This is a genomic window from Streptomyces sp. NPDC021562, from assembly GCF_040640875.1.
GTDB lineage: Bacteria > Actinomycetota > Actinomycetes > Streptomycetales > Streptomycetaceae > Streptomyces.
In genome coordinates, this window is the sequence record NZ_JBFACN010000003.1 from 171362 (window position 1) to 187262 (window position 15901).

The 15901-nt window shown below is 70.4% G+C and carries 18 protein-coding genes; 4 read left to right on the plus strand and 14 right to left on the minus strand.

Features of this window, described 5'->3' with window-relative positions:
• Positions 1 to 30 precede the first annotated feature (30 nt).
• Positions 31 to 768: an SDR family NAD(P)-dependent oxidoreductase gene (locus tag AB0G52_RS05490; protein ID WP_361334446.1), complete on the minus strand. Its 738-nt coding sequence runs from the start codon at positions 766 to 768 to the stop codon at positions 31 to 33.
• Positions 769 to 908: 140 nt separating this feature from the next.
• Here AB0G52_RS05490 and AB0G52_RS05495 point away from each other — a divergent pair, with 140 nt between their 5' ends.
• Entirely contained in the window at positions 909 to 1757 is an 849-nt protein-coding gene (locus AB0G52_RS05495) for a LysR family transcriptional regulator (protein ID WP_132890593.1), read from the plus strand.
• A 93-nt stretch (positions 1758 to 1850) separates the two neighbouring features.
• Here AB0G52_RS05495 and AB0G52_RS05500 read toward each other — a convergent pair whose 3' ends face one another.
• From AB0G52_RS05500 to AB0G52_RS05510, 3 genes are all read right to left on the minus strand, one after another.
• Positions 1851 to 3770, minus strand: coding sequence for an N-acetylmuramoyl-L-alanine amidase (locus tag AB0G52_RS05500; RefSeq protein ID WP_361333955.1), 1920 nt, complete (start codon positions 3768 to 3770; stop codon positions 1851 to 1853).
• 181 nt (positions 3771 to 3951) lie between these two features.
• Positions 3952 to 4581 carry a class I SAM-dependent methyltransferase gene (locus AB0G52_RS05505; protein ID WP_361333958.1) on the minus strand — a complete coding sequence of 210 codons (630 nt, stop codon included), beginning with the start codon at positions 4579 to 4581 and terminating at the stop codon, positions 3952 to 3954.
• A 97-nt stretch (positions 4582 to 4678) separates the two neighbouring features.
• The gene (locus AB0G52_RS05510; protein WP_361333961.1) at positions 4679 to 5413 is read right to left on the minus strand and encodes an SDR family oxidoreductase; all 735 of its coding nucleotides are present in this window, start codon (positions 5411 to 5413) and stop codon (positions 4679 to 4681) included.
• Positions 5414 to 5556: 143 nt separating this feature from the next.
• Between AB0G52_RS05510 and AB0G52_RS05515 the strand changes: the two genes are divergently transcribed.
• Complete coding sequence (locus AB0G52_RS05515) at positions 5557 to 6168, plus strand: helix-turn-helix domain-containing protein (RefSeq protein WP_361333964.1); 612 nt, start codon at positions 5557 to 5559, stop codon at positions 6166 to 6168.
• Between the two features lie 208 nt (positions 6169 to 6376).
• Here the strand turns inward: AB0G52_RS05515 and AB0G52_RS05520 are convergent, their stop codons facing one another.
• From AB0G52_RS05520 to AB0G52_RS05550, 7 genes are all read right to left on the minus strand, one after another.
• Positions 6377 to 6694, minus strand: coding sequence for an EthD family reductase (locus AB0G52_RS05520; RefSeq protein WP_361333967.1), 318 nt, complete (start codon positions 6692 to 6694; stop codon positions 6377 to 6379).
• Complete coding sequence (locus tag AB0G52_RS05525; protein ID WP_361333970.1) at positions 6691 to 7254, minus strand: dihydrofolate reductase family protein; 564 nt, start codon at positions 7252 to 7254, stop codon at positions 6691 to 6693. The genes AB0G52_RS05520 and AB0G52_RS05525 overlap by 4 nt, the downstream gene beginning before the upstream one ends.
• Before the next feature lie 62 nt (positions 7255 to 7316).
• A complete protein-coding gene (locus AB0G52_RS05530; protein WP_361333973.1) occupies positions 7317 to 8255 on the minus strand; it encodes an RNA polymerase subunit sigma-70 in 939 nt (312 codons plus the stop codon).
• Positions 8256 to 8685: 430 nt separating this feature from the next.
• Positions 8686 to 9888, minus strand: coding sequence for an ATP-grasp peptide maturase system methyltransferase (gene tgmC, locus AB0G52_RS05535; RefSeq protein WP_361333976.1), 1203 nt, complete (start codon positions 9886 to 9888; stop codon positions 8686 to 8688).
• Positions 9872 to 10894: an ATP-grasp ribosomal peptide maturase gene (tgmB, locus tag AB0G52_RS05540; RefSeq protein ID WP_361333979.1), complete on the minus strand. Its 1023-nt coding sequence runs from the start codon at positions 10892 to 10894 to the stop codon at positions 9872 to 9874. The genes tgmC and tgmB overlap by 17 nt, the downstream gene beginning before the upstream one ends.
• 3 nt (positions 10895 to 10897) lie before the next feature.
• The gene (locus AB0G52_RS05545) at positions 10898 to 11164 is read right to left on the minus strand and encodes a putative ATP-grasp-modified RiPP (RefSeq protein WP_361333982.1); all 267 of its coding nucleotides are present in this window, start codon (positions 11162 to 11164) and stop codon (positions 10898 to 10900) included.
• Between the two features lie 43 nt (positions 11165 to 11207).
• Positions 11208 to 11699: a hypothetical protein gene (locus AB0G52_RS05550; RefSeq protein WP_361333985.1), complete on the minus strand. Its 492-nt coding sequence runs from the start codon at positions 11697 to 11699 to the stop codon at positions 11208 to 11210.
• Positions 11700 to 11878: 179 nt separating this feature from the next.
• Here AB0G52_RS05550 and AB0G52_RS05555 point away from each other — a divergent pair, with 179 nt between their 5' ends.
• Positions 11879 to 13159, plus strand: coding sequence for a transcriptional regulator (locus tag AB0G52_RS05555; RefSeq protein ID WP_361333987.1), 1281 nt, complete (start codon positions 11879 to 11881; stop codon positions 13157 to 13159).
• Here the strand turns inward: AB0G52_RS05555 and AB0G52_RS05560 are convergent.
• The 3 genes from AB0G52_RS05560 to AB0G52_RS05570 are packed head-to-tail and all read right to left on the minus strand — an operon-like array spanning position 13140 to position 14913.
• Positions 13140 to 13802: an HAD family hydrolase gene (locus AB0G52_RS05560; RefSeq protein ID WP_361333990.1), complete on the minus strand. Its 663-nt coding sequence runs from the start codon at positions 13800 to 13802 to the stop codon at positions 13140 to 13142. The genes AB0G52_RS05555 and AB0G52_RS05560 overlap by 20 nt on opposite strands.
• Positions 13803 to 13858: 56 nt before the next feature.
• On the minus strand, positions 13859 to 14053 hold the full coding sequence (locus AB0G52_RS05565) for a hypothetical protein (protein ID WP_361333993.1): 195 nt from the start codon (positions 14051 to 14053) through the stop codon (positions 13859 to 13861).
• Between the two features lie 8 nt (positions 14054 to 14061).
• Complete coding sequence (locus AB0G52_RS05570; RefSeq protein WP_361333996.1) at positions 14062 to 14913, minus strand: helix-turn-helix transcriptional regulator; 852 nt, start codon at positions 14911 to 14913, stop codon at positions 14062 to 14064.
• A gap of 264 nt (positions 14914 to 15177) precedes the next feature.
• On the opposite strand from AB0G52_RS05570, the gene AB0G52_RS05575 reads away from it, so the two are divergent.
• Positions 15178 to 15834 carry an ATP-binding protein gene (locus AB0G52_RS05575; RefSeq protein ID WP_361333999.1) on the plus strand — a complete coding sequence of 219 codons (657 nt, stop codon included), beginning with the start codon at positions 15178 to 15180 and terminating at the stop codon, positions 15832 to 15834.
• Positions 15835 to 15901: the final 67 nt, after the last annotated feature.

Here is a 15901-nt window from a genome sequence, read left to right on the forward strand (position 1 = left end):
ATCATGACAGTGGGGCGGCCTCCCGCGTCGTCACCAGGGCAGCTCCCCCTCGTCGTCGAAGTAGCCGCCGGTCGGGCCGTCGTCCGGCAGGGTCGCGAGCCGGACCGCGATCGCGGCGCCCTGCTCCGGGGTGCGCACGCCGCGGAAGCCGTTGAGGTCGGTCGCGCAGAAACCCGGGCAGGCCGCGTTGATCAGGATGTTCGTACCGGCCAGCTCCTTGGCGTACTGCACGGTCACGGCGTTGAGGAACGTCTTCGACGGCGCGTACGCCACCGAGATCGGGCCCGTCTCGGCGCCCGGGGTGGTCTGCCGGGTGAGGGAGCCGACGGTGCTGGACATGTTCACGATCCGCGGCGACGCCGAGCGGCGCAGCAACGGCAGCATCGCGTTGGTGACCCGGATGACGCCGATGACGTTGGTCTCCACCGCCGCCCGTACCGCCGCGACGTCGACCGTGGTGGGCAGCTGCTGGGGGCCGCCGGTGATCCCGGCGTTGTTCACCAGCGCGTCGAGCCGTCCGGCGCGCTCCTCGACCAGCGCGGCGGCAGCGGCCACGCTCGCGTCGTCGGTCACGTCCAGCGGCACGCCGAACGCGTCCACGCCCGCCGCCCGCAGCTTGGCCACGGCACCCTCGCGCGCCTCCTCGCCCCGGGCCCCGACCCCGACCCGCCAGCCGAGGGCGCCGAGACCCGCCGCGATCTCGTACCCGATCCCCTTGTTCGCACCGGTCACCAACGCGACCGTCTGCCCGCCCGCCTGTCCGTTCATCTGCCCGCTCGCCTGCTCGTTGTCCTGTTCGCTCATACCGTCGATCCTGGTCCCGGCGGCCCCGGCGCGGCCAACACCGATCGGGTGGCCGGCGATACCCGCCGGGTATCGATCCCGTTCGGCCGCAGTAGCATGGCGGGGTGGAGACGCGTGAGCTGCGCTATTTCGTGGCCGTCGCCGAGGAACTGCATTTCGGCAGGGCCGCCGAGCGGCTCGGCATCGCCCAGCCCCCGCTGTCCCGGGCGATCGGCCTGCTGGAACGGCGCCTCGGCGCGACCCTGCTGGAACGCACCAGCCGCGCGGTCACCCTGACCGACGCCGGTTCGGTGCTCCTGCGCGAGGCCCGCGCCGCCCTGGACGCCGTGGCGGCGGCCGAGCGCCGCACCCGCAGAGCCGCTCTCGCCGCCACCGGCCACCCCGGCGTGGTCCTCGCCACGAAGGCGGGCGCCTCCGGCGAACTCCTGGCGAAACTCCTCGACGCCTACGCCGCCGAACCCGACGCGGTCACCGTCGACCTCCTCCTGTGCGGCATCGGCGAACAGGAGCACATGCTGCGCGACGGCCGCGCCGACGTGGCCCTGCTGCACCTGCCGTTCGACTCCACGGCGGGCCTCGACACCGAGGAACTGCTGACGGAGAACCAGGTCCTGGTCCTCCCCGCCGGGCACCCCCTCACCACCCGCCCGCACGTCCGGATGGCCGACGTCACCGACCTGCCCGGCCTGCCGCTGCCCCGCTGGCCCCGCCCGGACGGCACCTACCCGGACGGCCCCGGCCCCCAGGCCCGCGACCACGCCCAGCTGCACCAGCTGATCGCACTCGGCCGCGCCTGCTGGGTGGCGCCGGAGTCCTGCCGTACCCAACTGCGCGAGGACCTCGCGACCGTACCGGTCCTGGACGCCCCACCCGTCACCACCGTGATCGCCTGGCCGCCCCACAGCAGGTCGAGAGCGGTCGCCGGACTCGTCAGGGCCGCGACGGCGCTCTGAGCCCGGGACCCGGCCCTCCGGGTGCGGACACGGCGGGGACACGCCGGTGCCCAGGAGGCGGAACCCCCTGGGCACAAGCTGCTCCCGAAGCCGTCAGTCGTCCGTGGCGGTGACGTCCGAGGCGTACACGAGCGCCACCCGGTGGTTGTACTGGATGGTGTACATCGCCTTCGCCCCGGTGACGACCGTGCCGCTGGAGGGGAAGAAGTCGTCCGTCAGGGACGGCGCCACGGTGGCCACGTAGGCCTGACCGGCCGGGACGGTGTACATGCTGAGCGGCGCCTGCGTCGACGGCGAGAGCCCCGCCGGGTACTCGGCGGCGTCCGGATAGCTGGAGCCGTACACCGCCACCGGGTCCGTACCGGCCGCCGAGATCACCTTCACCCCGTGCGCGGGCGCGGTGTTGCAGCCGTGCGGGTTGTAGAACCACACCTTCGAGCCGCTGTACCAGACGGCCGTCCAGTCACCGTCGCGGTCGGCGACCACGAACTGCTGCCCGGCCGCCGCCGTGCTGCCCCAGTCGTTGATGCGGTCGGTACCGGCCGCGCCCGGGTGCAGCGCCTGGTCCCCGAAGAGCGGAGCGGTGTCGCTGGGTTCGGTGCGCAGGTAGACGAAGTTCGACGGCTGCTGGATCTCGGTGCACGCGGTGGTGGCGTGGGTCGGGTCGTCGGAGGGGCAGATCTGCACGGTCTGCAGGTTCTCGTGGAACCGGGGCGCGATGGTGACCACCGAGCCGACCGGGCCGACGCCGTGCCGCCCGGTGTGCACCCCGAGCAGGCTCATGAAGTGGTTCCAGTCCCACGACGGGCCCGGATCCCAGTGCATGCTGGAGACGAGCGACGACTTGGGACCGGCGACGTTGTCGTGCCCGAGGATGTGCTGCCGGTCCAGCGGTATGCCGAACCGGTCGGCGAGGTACCGCACCAGCTCGGCCGTGGCCTCGTACTGCGCCTCGGTGTACCAGGTGCCGCCGTGCGCGGCGTACCCCTCGTGCTCGATGCCGATCGAGTGCATGTTGGTCGAGTAGTTGCCGGCCTGGAAGGCGAGGTCCTTCGTCGGCACCATCTGCGTCACCGCGCCGTCGGAGGACCGCATGACGTAGTGCGCGGAGTTACCGCCCGGCTGCTGGAACAGGTTGATCGCGGCGTCGTACGACGTCTCGGTGTCGTGGATGACGATGCTGTCGATGCGGATGCCGTTGGCGGGGCGGTTGGACACCTGGCCGTTGGACGCCGCCGCCGGGACGAAGGTGCACGCGACGGTGGCGGGGCACTCGGTGTCCGTGGTCACCGCGGCCTTCAGGTGCAGGCCGGCCAACTGCCCGGTGTCCGGCCGGACACCGCTGTCGGCGGCCAGCCGCACCCGCTCACCGTCGGCCGTGGTGCGCGCGGCCCCCGCCTTGATGGTGGCGAACACCCGCCCGGCGAAGGCGGCGGCGCCCTGCCGCTGCCCGGCCTGGCTGTAACGGGCCACGGCCGCGTACCAGTCGCCGGGATCCGCGGAGACGGAACCGGTGGCGGCCTTCTGGTACGAGGCGAGCAGCGCGGCACCGCCGCGGATGTTGGCCGCCGGGTCGCCGCGCAACTCCGCCGCCGACAGACCGGTCAGCCGGGCGGCGGCCCGCAGGGTGTGCAGGCCCGGATCGGCGGCCAGCTTCGCCAACTCCCCACGCCCGGCCGCCCCCGCGTCGCCTCCGGCCATCATCGCCGGGGTGACGTCCGTGAGGTGCATCGGCCCGTACCCGCCGTCCGTGCTGTACGCCCCGGCGTGCGTGTCCCAGGCGGACTCCTGGTACGCGACCGCGAGCAGCACCTGACGGGGCACGTGGTAGGCGTCGGCGGCGGCGTCGAACTCCCCTTGCAGGCCGGTGTTCCCGGCCCCGGCACCACCGACGGCCAGCGCAGGCACCGGCACGGCCGCCGCACCCGCGACGACGAGCGCGGCGACGGCGGTCAGCAGAGCCGCACGGCGACGTCCGGACGCGCCACCGCGCCCGGGATTGCTTTGTCTCATGAAAGGGTCCCCGCCCCTCGGAGGGTCACATGGCGCACTGGAGGACGAGCACGACGACACATCGGTTCACCGACACCTGACGACGACCGATTCCCGCTGTAACCAACTCGTCTCACGCCAGCACGAGTTGAGCGTACCGGCGCAGACGGACCAGGCCGCCGCCGACCTGTGCCGCCCCCTGTCAGGGGAGGCGGGCCAGCAAGTGGGCGTCGAGGAAGCCGCGTTCCGAGGCCGGGTCGTGGATCAGCCGGGCGAACGTGTGGAGCCCGGCCCCGGTCAGCAGCTCGGCGAAGTGGTCCACCGGCCAGCTGTAGGCAGGCGTCACCTTGTGGTCGAAGCGGACCGTTTCCGGTCCGTCGGTCGCGAAGAACGACACCAGGAGCAGGCCCCCCGGTGCCAGGACGCGTGCCTGCTCGGCGAGCAGGGCGGGCAGTTCCCCGGGCGGGGTGTGGATCATCGAATAGTGGGCCAGCACCCCGCCGAGCGCGCCGTCCTCGACGGGGAGTTCCTCCATCCGGGCCTCGTCGAACCGCAGCGCAGGATGGGCCCGCCGGGCGTGCTCGACCATGCCGGGGGAGAGGTCGAACCCGAAGGCGTTCAGCCCCAGGTCGTGCAGCATGGCCGTCAGATGCCCCGGCCCGCATCCGACGTCGGCCACCCGCAGGTTCCCTGTCGCGCGCACCAACTCGGCGAAGGAGCCGATCATGTTGCGCGCGAACGGACGCCCCTCCAGCTTGTCGGCGAACAGCGACGCGTACAGCTCAACGACCCCGTCGTAGGCCGCCCTGGTCTCATCGTGGTGCTGCGTCATGAGCAGGAAAGGTAACACCAGTACAGATAAATGAAGTTGAGAGCGACTGTTCGGCGTCGGTGCACGGTCCGGAAGCGCTGCTCGGGTGGGGTCCGGTTCAGACGGCGGTGGTGCCGCCGTCGGCGAGGAGTTCCATGCCGTTGACGTAGCTGGAGTCGTCGGAGGCGAGGAAGAGGGCGACAGTCGCGATCTCGTCGGGGCGGCCCATCTCGCCGCGGGGGATGAGGGACTCGAACTGGCGCTTGGTGGCCTCGTCGAAGAGTTCGTCCTGCTTGGCGGTGGCGACCTGGCCGGGCGTCAGGACGTTGACCCGGATGCGGCGGTCCTTGAGCTCGTTGAGCCAGACACGGGCCCAGGCCTGCTGAACGGCCTTGCTGCCGGCGTAGACGCTCCAGCCCGGGAAGGAGCTGAGGGAGGCGCTGGAGCCGGTCATGAAGATGGAGCCGCCGTCGTTGAAGAGCGGGAGGGCCTTCTGGACGGTGAACAGGGTGCCGCGGGCGTTGAGGCCGAACCAGGTGTCGAACTGGGCCTCGGTGATCTCGCCGAGCGGGGCGGGCTCGCCGCCGCCCGCACTGGCCCACAGCACGTCGATGCTGCCCTTCTCCCGCTTGACGGTGTCGTACAGGCGGTCCAGGTCGTCCAGGTCGGCGGCGTCGCCCCGGACGCCGGTGACGTTGCGGCCGATCTGCTTCACCGCCTCGTCCAGGGCCTCCTGGCGGCGGCCGGTGATGAAGACGTGCGCTCCCTCGTCGACGAACAGCTTCGCACCGGCCAGCGCCATGCCGCTGGTGGCGCCGGTGATGACCGCGACCTTGCCGTCGAGCTTTCCCATAGTCGTCCCCTTGGGTCGGTGGTGCCGTGCATGCCTGGAGCGACGGTGTTATGTACACCGCCCTGTGTGCTTACGGTACGAGGCGGGAGGCTGGGGCGCAACTAAGTACACCGGGCGTTACCCGCCTGCGGTACGGTGGACCCATGACGGAGTTGGAGAAGGGCCCCACGGGCCGCCGCCGCGGCCGGGGCGCCCGTGAGCGCATCCTCGGCGCGTCCCAGCGGCTGTTCCGCGAGCAGGGCGTCAACCGCACCGGCATGGACCAGCTCTGCGCGGCGGCCGAGGTGTCCAAGCGCACGGCCTACCAGCACTTCACCAGCAAGGACGAACTCGTCGCCGAGTACCTGCGCCGGTTCGACCCCTCCGTCATGTCCGGCGTGTTCGACCGCACCGACCTCACCCCCCGCGAACGGCTCCTCGCCGCCTTCGACGTTCCCCCCGACTCCCCCCTGTGCCCCTACATCGCCGTCGCCGTCGAACTGCACGACCCGCAGCACCCGGCGTCGCAGTACGCACGCGAGTACAAGAAGGCCGTGGCCGCACGGCTCGCCGACACCGCCCGCGAGGCCGGCGCCGCCGACCCCGAACAGCTCGGCGAACACCTCGCGCTGCTCCTCGACGGCGCCGCGGCCCGCACCCGGGTCCTCGACGCCGACGCCTTCCCCACCGCCGCCGCCATGGCCGCCGTCCTCATCGACAACGCCATCCCCGCCACGGCGGGCGACGACCGGCGACGGGAGGATGTGCCACGTTGACGTGGCACTCCGCGGCCGGACCGCACACACTGCCGGTCGCGCGGCCGCACCCGCCGGTACGCGACACCGGCTGCCCGGCACCGGGCCGCACCTGCGGGCTTCCACGGAACCGGCGCCCGCCCGCTGAGGACGGCAGCAGGATCCGTTCGACCGGCGGCACGTCAGCGACGGCTGGTGAGCCGCGCTCCCCAGTTGCGCGTTCGCGCCCCTACAGCACGCTCTCGTCGACCGTGTAGATCATGCTGCGGACCGGGGTGAGCTCCTGGAGTCGGGCAGCATCGGCTGCGGTAGCGCGCCCTGCGGAGGAGGCAAAGGCTGCACGTAGTTCCTCCATCGTGTCCCATTCCAATTCGGCGACCAGGTAGTACGGTTCGCCGCCGCGGACGGCGACCGCGTCGCGCCCGAGCGTGTAGCAGCGCAGCCCCGGGAGTCGGCGTACGAGCGGGAGGTGGACTTCGCGGTAGTGGCGGTCGAATGCTGCGGGGTCGGCCGGCGTCTCGTACAAGACGATGAAGCGGGCGGTCAACGGGTGGCCCTGCGATAGCGGGTGAGGACGGCGGGACCGACCTGTTGCGCCGACAGGCACTCCAGCTCCGCGTGAGGGCCGCCCGCGGGGAAGAGCCGGTCGCCGGTGCCGAGGACGGTGGGGAAGGTCAGCAGCCGGTATTCGTCGATCAGGTCCTCGGCCATCAGCTGGCGCACGATGCTGAGGCTGCCGATGACGACCACATCGCGCGGTTCGTGCTTGGCGGCGTCGATGACGTCGCCTTCCAGGATCCGCGAGTTCGCCCACGCCGCGGTGTCCGTGCCGCTCGGCGTGCGGGAGGCGACCAGTTTCGGGGCGGCGTTCATGCGTGCGGCGAACGGGCCCTCACGTCCGGGCCACAGGCGGGAAAAGATCTGCCAGGTCGTGCGGCCGAACAGCAGCACGCCGTCGTCCAGCGTGCGGCCGAGCCGGAACTTGTCCCCGTCGACTGCTTCACGGCCGTGCCGCAGCGCCCAGCCGCCCAGCGGCGTCCCCTCCGAACCGGTGGGGTCGGACATGATCCCGTCTACGGTGACGAACCCGATCACGATGATGCTCACAGCGATGTTCCTCTCGCTCAGGTCGAATGCTCACCGGTACATACCGGCGCCGCCCATCCGACTCATCGCTCCGGCCCGAAATCCCCGGCAGGAATGTGCCGCGGCAGCTCGAAGACGTCGAAGACGCCCGGATCGGCGAAGACGACGTTGTGCGCCACCAGGCCGCCGGTGACGGTGAGCACCTGCAGGGTGTGCAGCCGGTGCCCGCCGCCGGGTTCCGGCGCGTACGCCGCCAGCGCAGGCTGCCCGTTCGCCGAGAGCTCCCGCACAGCCCAGCCTGTGCCGCGCGTCCGGAAGACGCGCTGCAGGAACCGGCCGTAGTCGGTGCTGCCCCGGTACCACAGCGCAACCGGCGGCATCTCCAGGACCGCGTCCTCGGCCAGCAACCGCACCAGTGCGGGCACATCGGCGGCCTCGAACGCCCGCACATACCGCTGCACCACCGCCCGCACCCCGGGATCGTCCGGCTCACGCACCACATCCGGACCGCCCGCGCCCGCGAGGGCGGCACGAGCGCGCTGCAGCGCGCTGTTGACCCCCGCAACCGTGGTTCCCAGCTGTTCGGCGACCTCGGCCGCAGTGAACCCCAGCACCTCCCGCAGCACCAGCACTGCACGCTGCCGGGCCGGAAGCACCTGCACCGCAGCCACCCACGCCAGGCGCAGGTCAGCCCGCGCCTGGACATCCAGCCGCGCATCAGGAAACGGCTCCAGCCAGGGGACATCGAGCGCCGGCGTCAGCGCAGCCTCCGGATCGTCGCTTGGCGCACCCAGCCCACACGGCAGAGGGCGCCGGCCGCGCCCCTCCAGCGCGCTCAGGCACGCGTTCGTTGCGATCCGGTACAGCCAGGTACGCACCGACGCGCGCGCGGGGTCATACCGATCCCGGGCCTTCCAGGCGCGCAGCAGTGTCTCCTGAACCACATCCTCGGCCTCGTGGAACGAGCCCAGCATCCGGTAACAGAACGCGAGTAGCTCACCCCGGTACGACTCGTAGTCCACCGGCCCATGATGCCGTACGCCGCTCTCAGCCCGACATCCAACTCAGTCCGCCCAGATCAGCGCGCTGCGCACGACCAACTTCGCTGTCGAAGGACAGTGGTCAAGGCCATTGAGACGCTGCAATGAGTCACCAAACCGATCGAAACTTCAGAGCTTGGGTTCTACGGGAAAGGGGAGCTTGTCCGCCCAGCTGGCCAGGGCCGCCGCCGCGATCTCCCGGGCCCCTCCGCCAACTGCCGTTTCCCTGAGTAGGGTCCGCTCCGCGTTGGGGACGCTCAGTTCGCGGTAGTAACGGGTCCTCGATGCCGACGCCTTCCCCACCGCCGCCGCCATCGCCGCCGTCCTCATCGACAACGCCATCCCCGCCACGGCGGGCGGCGACCGGCGACGGGAGGATGTGCCACATCGTCGGGGCAACCGTCAGCGCGACTCACAGCCTGGGCACCTCAAGACCGCACATCCGCGGATGCACCAGCCGTCGCTCACCTCCGCACACCCGGAGACGGAACTGCCCAGGCCCAGGCCGCCCGGCGGAGTCGAAGGCGGCCACGACCTCCTCCACGCGCTCCCACAGCCGCACCGGCCCCGCCTCCCGCACCTCCCACGCACCGTCGTCGCCCGGAGTCAGCGAAGCGGCGGAGCCATGGACGACGTCGACCAGGTGCACGACCCCTCCCACGGTGGTCATCTGGGCGTACGGCACCGCGCACTGGGCGAGGAAGCGCAGGTGAAACGCCTCCGGATCGGGGGCCGAGATCCGCTCGGGCCCGTACCGCGCCGGCCTCCCCCTCCCCGGCAGCCCCGCGGCCCAGTGGGCCGGGTTCCCGAAGGCCGGTGCCGCCTGCGCCCGGACCGACATGAAGGAGACGGTGCCCGGCAGCAGCGGCCCCTCGGCCGTGCCGTCCCCGGCGACGGTGAGGAGCACGCGCGCGTACCCGTACAACCACCCCGACAATGTGAGCAGGATCTTCCCGCCCGGCCGGGTCTGCGCGACGAGCGCGTCCGGTACGGAACGGAAGGAACAGGCGGCCACGATCCGGTCGAAGCGGGCCTCGGGCCAGTAGCCGTACCGCCCGTCCGCCACGGCCAGGGTCGGCGTGTAGCCGCAGCCATACAGCGCGTCCGCCGCCACCGCCAGCCGGCGCGGATCGACCTCGATGCTCGTCACGTCGGCGGACCCGAGGCGCTCGCACGCCAGCGCGGTGGAGTAACCGCTGCCGGTGCCGATCTCCAGGACCGTGTGCCCTTCACTCACCTCGGCATCGGCCCACATCCGCAGCACCAGGGACGGCAAGGTCGAGGACGAGGTCGGCGCCCCGCCGTGCCGGACCCGAGGCGCTGTCCAGTCCGGCTCCTCGTCGTCGAACTGGGTGATCAGCGTGGCGTCGGAATACGCGGCGGTCAGCCACTTCGCGGGGTCGAGGTCGGCGGTGACGGGCTCCCACACCGTGAGCCCGTGCTCGTCGGGCTTCCCGGTGGCGAGGTAGAAGCCGGGCACGAAACGATGCCGAGGCACCTCTGCAACGGCTGAGAGCCACCGCAGATCACCCACCGAGCCGTTCCGCGCGAGCCCCTCCGCCATCTCCCGCCGCAGCCGTACGGCATCGACCTCAACGTCACTTCGTGTCGTCACGGCCCGCACCTTCCTCCCCGCTCAGGATGTCGGCGAACGCGGCGGCGATGGCCGGCGCGTCCGGAAGCCACCCCCACTGCCCGTTCGGATTGCACTCGATCGCCCACCAGTCCTCGGGAGCCGTCCCCTCACCGGTGAGCGCGAAGTCGAAACAGCCGAAGACCAGCCCGCACGAGTCCAGGTAGCCGTGCAGAGCGGCCCGCACGGCCTCCGGGACGACGACGGGAGTGTGCACCAACTGCCCCCAGTCACCCCGCCGCCAGTCCAACGCACCGTCCGGCGTGGTGATCCGCTGCGCGAACACCCGACACCCGACCACGGTGACCCGTACGTCCCCGCTCTTGGGCACCTCGGCCTGAAAGAGATGCGCGGTCACCGAGACGGAGTCGTCCAGGGCGTCGGCGTCGATCCGCTGGGCCCAGATCGCCCCGGTCCGCCCGTCGGTCCCCTCCGGCAACCCCCGGAACGACTTGTAGACGACCCGCCCGTGCTCGGCGGCGAACCTCCGTGCCTCCGTCGCGTCGTTGGTGATCAGGGTCGCCGGAACACGCAGACCCAGCGCGGCGAACCTCTGCAACTGGACGGGCTTGAAGTCGGCGCGGGCGACGGCGGCCGGGTGATTGACGTACAGCGCACGGCGCAAGCCGTGAAGCACGCCCCCGAGCCCATGGCGTGCCTCGGCGACGGCGAACTCCCGCGCCTGCCTGGGCAGTCGGCCGAACCGGGCGGCGTACGGGGTAGGCCGGCGCCAGTAGACCGCGGTCACGGCCGCCACCTCCACCTCCCGGCTGGCGGTACGCAACCACCCACCCCACACCGACTCGCCGCACCCCGCTTCGCCCGACCCGAACTTGCCCCGCCTGAGCCGGAACCCGAAGCCGAGGTCCGGCCCGACATCCCCCGGATCCACGCGCACGACGGTCGCACCAAGCTCGTTGAGGGCCTCGACGACCCGATCCGCGGTGACGTCCTCCAGCGCGGTGACCACGAGAACAGTGGCCCCCACCGCTCAGTCCGACTCGTAGTCGGTCGTGTTGTCGTCCTGCGTCTGCGGCTGGGGCTGCTGCCCGTCCCCACCACCGGAGACCGACGCCGTCCCCGTCGTCCTCGACGTCCCGTGCTTCCCCATCTCGACCACGCGACCGGAGGCGTCCACGTACACGGCGGTCTGCGAGACGCCGTCGAGCACGACGGACGCGTACGCGGGAGGCCGGACGGGCAGGCGGTCGGTCACCAACCTCAGGGCCCAGGGCACCTGAACTGCCGTTTTCGACATAGCTTTGCTCACCGTTTCCTTCGATGTTCTCAGCGGCGGAGTGTCAGACTTCCGAGCGAGCGGCCAGCCGTGACCGCCCCCTCTTGACCAGGGCAGTGATGGAACGCGGGGTGCACAGGTCACCCTCGTAACGCGGCGGCACGAGCCAGTACGTGCCGGGGGGCTGTTGCCGATCGAGTCGCGGTACGCCGAGATAGGTGCCGCGCCCCAGGCATGTGGCGACGTCGTCGTACGCCCAGACCAGGCCGGCGTGCCCCTGGATCAGGGCGTAGTACGTGCCGCCTGTGGCACGCCGGTCGTAGATGATCGAGCCACCCAGTAAGAGGCCGAGGCAGACGGCGACGTGGTCCGGGTTGCTCGAATCCACGGCGGCGTGCACCTCCTCGGCCGCCATGCGCACCGCCGCGAAACGATCTCCGAGCGGCAGCAAGGCGACGCCGTGGGCCGCCCACTCGTGCCAGGCCTGCGCAGGTGCCGGATGGGCTCGCGCGAGCCATTCGGCGATCGCTCTGTCCAGGGCCTCTTGCGTGTCCACAACTGCCTCCTGTTCTGGGGACTACATAAAGCGTCCAGTAACCGAGCGCCCGCTACGAGGACTTGGAAAGGCCGTCAAGGGGACTCACAAAGGGCATCCATGACGTCTTCAGAGGGATGACACGTCTGAAATGGGACCTCCTGTGGGAGAGTTGGAGGAGCCGTAGCAGGAGGTGCTCAGTGTCCAGGCCCACCGGCAACGTCCGACTCAAGGCCGCCCGCGTAGCCGCGGGTTTCAACTCCCAGCAGGATTTGGCGGACGCACTCACCAAGCACGCCAAAGACATGGGTGTCAGAGGGTTGTCGATCGGTGTACGACAGGTCCGCCGCTGGGAGTCGGACAACCCGCCCTGGCCGCAGCCGGACTGCCAACGCGTTCTTGTCCACCTGCTCGGACAGAGCATGGAGGCGTTGGGCTTCACGCCTCCGTGGGGTTCCGACGGGCCACAGAGCGCAGAGCACGTTCGGCGCACCTTGGCCACCGGCGGTCCGACAGCCCCGGGACGCCGGACGACGCTGCCCCGGAGAGCCGTCGTGACACCGCAGCCATCGACGACCGGCGCGCACTTCATGGCGGTGACCCGCGCACACCGTCGGCTCTACTGGTCCGTCTCACCGGCCGAGTTGCACCCGGCAGTCGTCGCGCACGCGACCCTGGGCTGTGCCCTGCTGCCGGAGACGACGGACTCCACACGTCGGGAGGTCGCGGCCGCGACGGCGGAGACCCACCTTCTGGCAGGCCGTATCGAGTTCTTCGACCTGCGCGAGCCGGCCAGGGCCAACGACACCCTACTGCTGGCGCTGCGGGCGGCGGGCGAGGCGGACGACGCGCTGCTCGGCTCTGCGGTCATCGCGCACATGGCGTTCGTCCCGGGATGGGTGGCGGACCGCGACGGCGCGCTCGAACGCATGACGGCCGCACGCACCTACGCCCGGCGTGCACCGGCCTCCGCCGAGTTCCTGGCGTGGCTCGACGCGGTGGAGGCCGAATGCGAGACACGTTCGGGCAACAGCCGTACCGCGCTGCATCTCCTGGGGCACGCCGAGGACGTACTGGCAGCGGGGAAGGAGCACCCTTCGCCCGAGTGGCTGGACTGGTTCTCCCCGGCCCGCCTGGCGGCCTTCAAGGGCAACACGCAAATGATCGCCGGCCATCTCCCACAGGCGCGCGAGAGTCTGCTGCGGGCCCTGGGCGCGATGACACCGTCCGAGGACAAGCAGCGCTCGGTGGTGTACGGCGATCTGGCCGCCGTGGAAGCGGTAGCGGGAAACCCGGAGCAGGCGTGCGAGTACGCGGCCAAGGCCCTCGACCAGCTGGCGGTCACCTGGTACGCGACCGGCATGGAACGGGTGCGTGAGGTACGCAGAGCGCTCGCACCCCACCAGGCCGAGCGCTGCGTACGCGACCTCGACGACCGCCTGTACGACTGGTCGACGACGCTCAGCGCGCTCGGTCGTTGAACTGACGCACCACGAAGGGCAGTTCGAGCAGGCCCTCGACCCGGAAGGTGGGGAGGTCCCTGGCCTCCTCCCCGTCCCACTGGATGGTGGCCCAAGGTCCGCGGTGCACAAGGGCGGTCTGCATGCCGGCCTGCCGCGCAGGTCGGATGTCGTTGTCGCAGCGGTCCCCGACGTACAGAATCTCACCGGCGTCGAACGGCACGGCGTCGGCGACCCGCTTGAAGAACTCGAGGTCGGGCTTACTGGCGCCCCAGTCGTCCGACGTACCGATCAGATCGACATCACCGGAGAACAGCTCTCGCAGGATCGCGCCCGCCCGGACGGTCTGGTTCCCGGCGATCCCGAGCCATAGCCCGTTCTCCCGCAGGGCGGCAAGCGCGGGCCTGACGTCCGCGTAGAGGTCCTCCTCCCCGAAGGACTCCGGCTTACCTGCGCTCGCCCGCTTCTCCCGCTCCTCGTAGAGATCGAATCCGGGCCGGAACTCCTGGAAGACGTCCCGGTAGTCGCGGCCTTGGGCGATGACAGCGCCGAACATCGCGTGGAAGGTGTGACGAGGTACGCCGAGCCAGTCGGCCCAGGTGCCGTACTCCCTGGTCTCGTCCACCAGGCACTCACCTACGTCGAAGACGACTGCGTGGATCATGGGAGGAGAGTAGCCGGGTAGGTGGAGGAACCGGGCAGGTTTGCCCCGGGGGTGCCTCACCTCAGCAGGTGGTCCGCCTTGCCGGCCTTGATGTCGAGGATCATGGTCCGCAGGGCGTCCCGGCTGTCCATGATGTAACGGTCCTCCTGACCCTGCACCGCTATGTACGCGTTGCCGGAGTCGTCCACGCCCATCCGGAAGCACGAGTTGCCTTCGCCGCAGAACGGGTCTTCCCACTGAATCTCCGGCATGACGTCTCCTAGAGTTCGCGTGCGACGGCGTGGATGAAGGCTCTTGAGTCGTCGGGGGACAGGGCCAGCTCCTCCAGCCGATCCAAGTGAGCCCGGTACTTGGTCAATTCTGCCTCGCCGTAGAGGAAGTCCGGCCCGTGGGAGTTGTCGATCTGCACGGTGTCCAGCTGCTGCGTCGGCCCTTCCGCGTACAGAACGGTCTGCCCTGCCCCGGGAAAGGCTCCGCTGGTGAAGGGGACGACCAGAACCGTTCGCCCCTTCCTCTCGGACTGGTCAAGCAGGTGTTCGAGCTGAGCGCGGCTGACCCCGGGGCCTCCGAACTGCATCCGCAGCGCCGCCTCGTGCACGATGCCTGTGAAGGTGGGGGCCGCCTCGGAGGCGAGCACCTCTTGGCGGTTGTTGCGGTGAGCCGCTCTCAGGGCCACCTCGTGTTCGGGCAGCTGCGGAAGGACGGCACGGAAGACCGCGAGGGCGTAGTCGGTCGTCTGGAGCAGCCCCGGAATGTGCACGGTGCACGCGGTGCGCATGTGAACCGCCTGCCACTCCAACTCGGCGATGTCCAAGAGGCCTTGAGGAAGAGCTCCGTGATACCGCTCCCACCAGCCCGAAGTGCTGGGTGAGGCCATTTCGACCAGGGCGGCCACGTACTTCTCGTCGTCGCAACGGCAGTGGTGAGCCAGGGTGCGCAGACGCTCTTCGCTGATGATCCGGACTCCGGACTCCATGTTGGAGATCTTTCCGCGGTCCACACCGAGGAGGTTCGCGGCCTGCTCCGCGGACACTCCCGCAGCCATCCGCATCCTGCGCAACTCATGACCGAGGCGCCTCTGGCGCTGCGTCGGTACTGCCCTCGGGGCCATGTGGATCCTTCCGTTTCGAACTCGGAGGGCAGTCTGCCGTGCCACGCGGGCCGCGAGCCACGAACGAGCTAATTTGCCGAGTTGAGTGGCAAATTTACCAAGCAATCTTCTAGCTTGGACATCGCGCCGCTCACGCACTGCGAGCAGAAGCGCATCGCGTACGCCCCCTGTTCTCTCCTGCCCTGGGAGGGGTGGCCTGCGCCAGGGTGACAGGCCACTGCTTCACGAGCAGCGCAACGAAACCGGTGGACAAAGGAGTAGGACATGGATTGCGATGCGTGTACGCCGAGAGAACCTTGGGATCTTTCTTTCGCTGCCGAGCCGGCGGGAGTGGCGGTGCTGCGGGGCCTGCTCCGGACTCGTCTGGACTCCTGGGGGCTGGCTGAGCTGACGGAGTCGGCCCAGCTCTGCCTGAGCGAGCTCGTTTCCAACGTGATCACTCACGTGGGCCCTGGTACCCCGACGACTCTCGCCGTCTCCGTCAGCGGTACGCGCCTGCGTATCGAAGTCCATGATCCCGACACGCGGGCTTTACCGCGTCAGGTCGACTCGGTGGGCGACGCGGAGGCGGGGCGCGGCATGGCTCTCGTGGCCGCGCTGTCCGAGCGCTGGGGCGTCCAGCTCCTACCCGATCGCAAGATCACGTGGGTCGAACTCGGGTCGGGGCTGACGGAGGCGAACGGCCACAGCGAGGACATTCGGGTCTCCAGAGCCGCGAGTTGTCTGCACCTCTACAGCGCGCAGTTGCCAACCCAACTGGAGGGATCAAGCAGGCTGAGCGGCATCGCCGCAGAGGAGGTGGCGATCGACGTCGTCGCCGATCTTCTCCACTGGCTCCGAGCCCATGGCCACGACACCGATGAGGCGCTCGACCGTGCCCAGGTGCAGTTCGAGTCGGAAACACCCCGACCCGCACGGTGACGCAAGGCGCCCTGCCTCGGGAGACAGGCGAAGACGCCGATCCATGTCGGCGTCTTCGCCAAGGCAG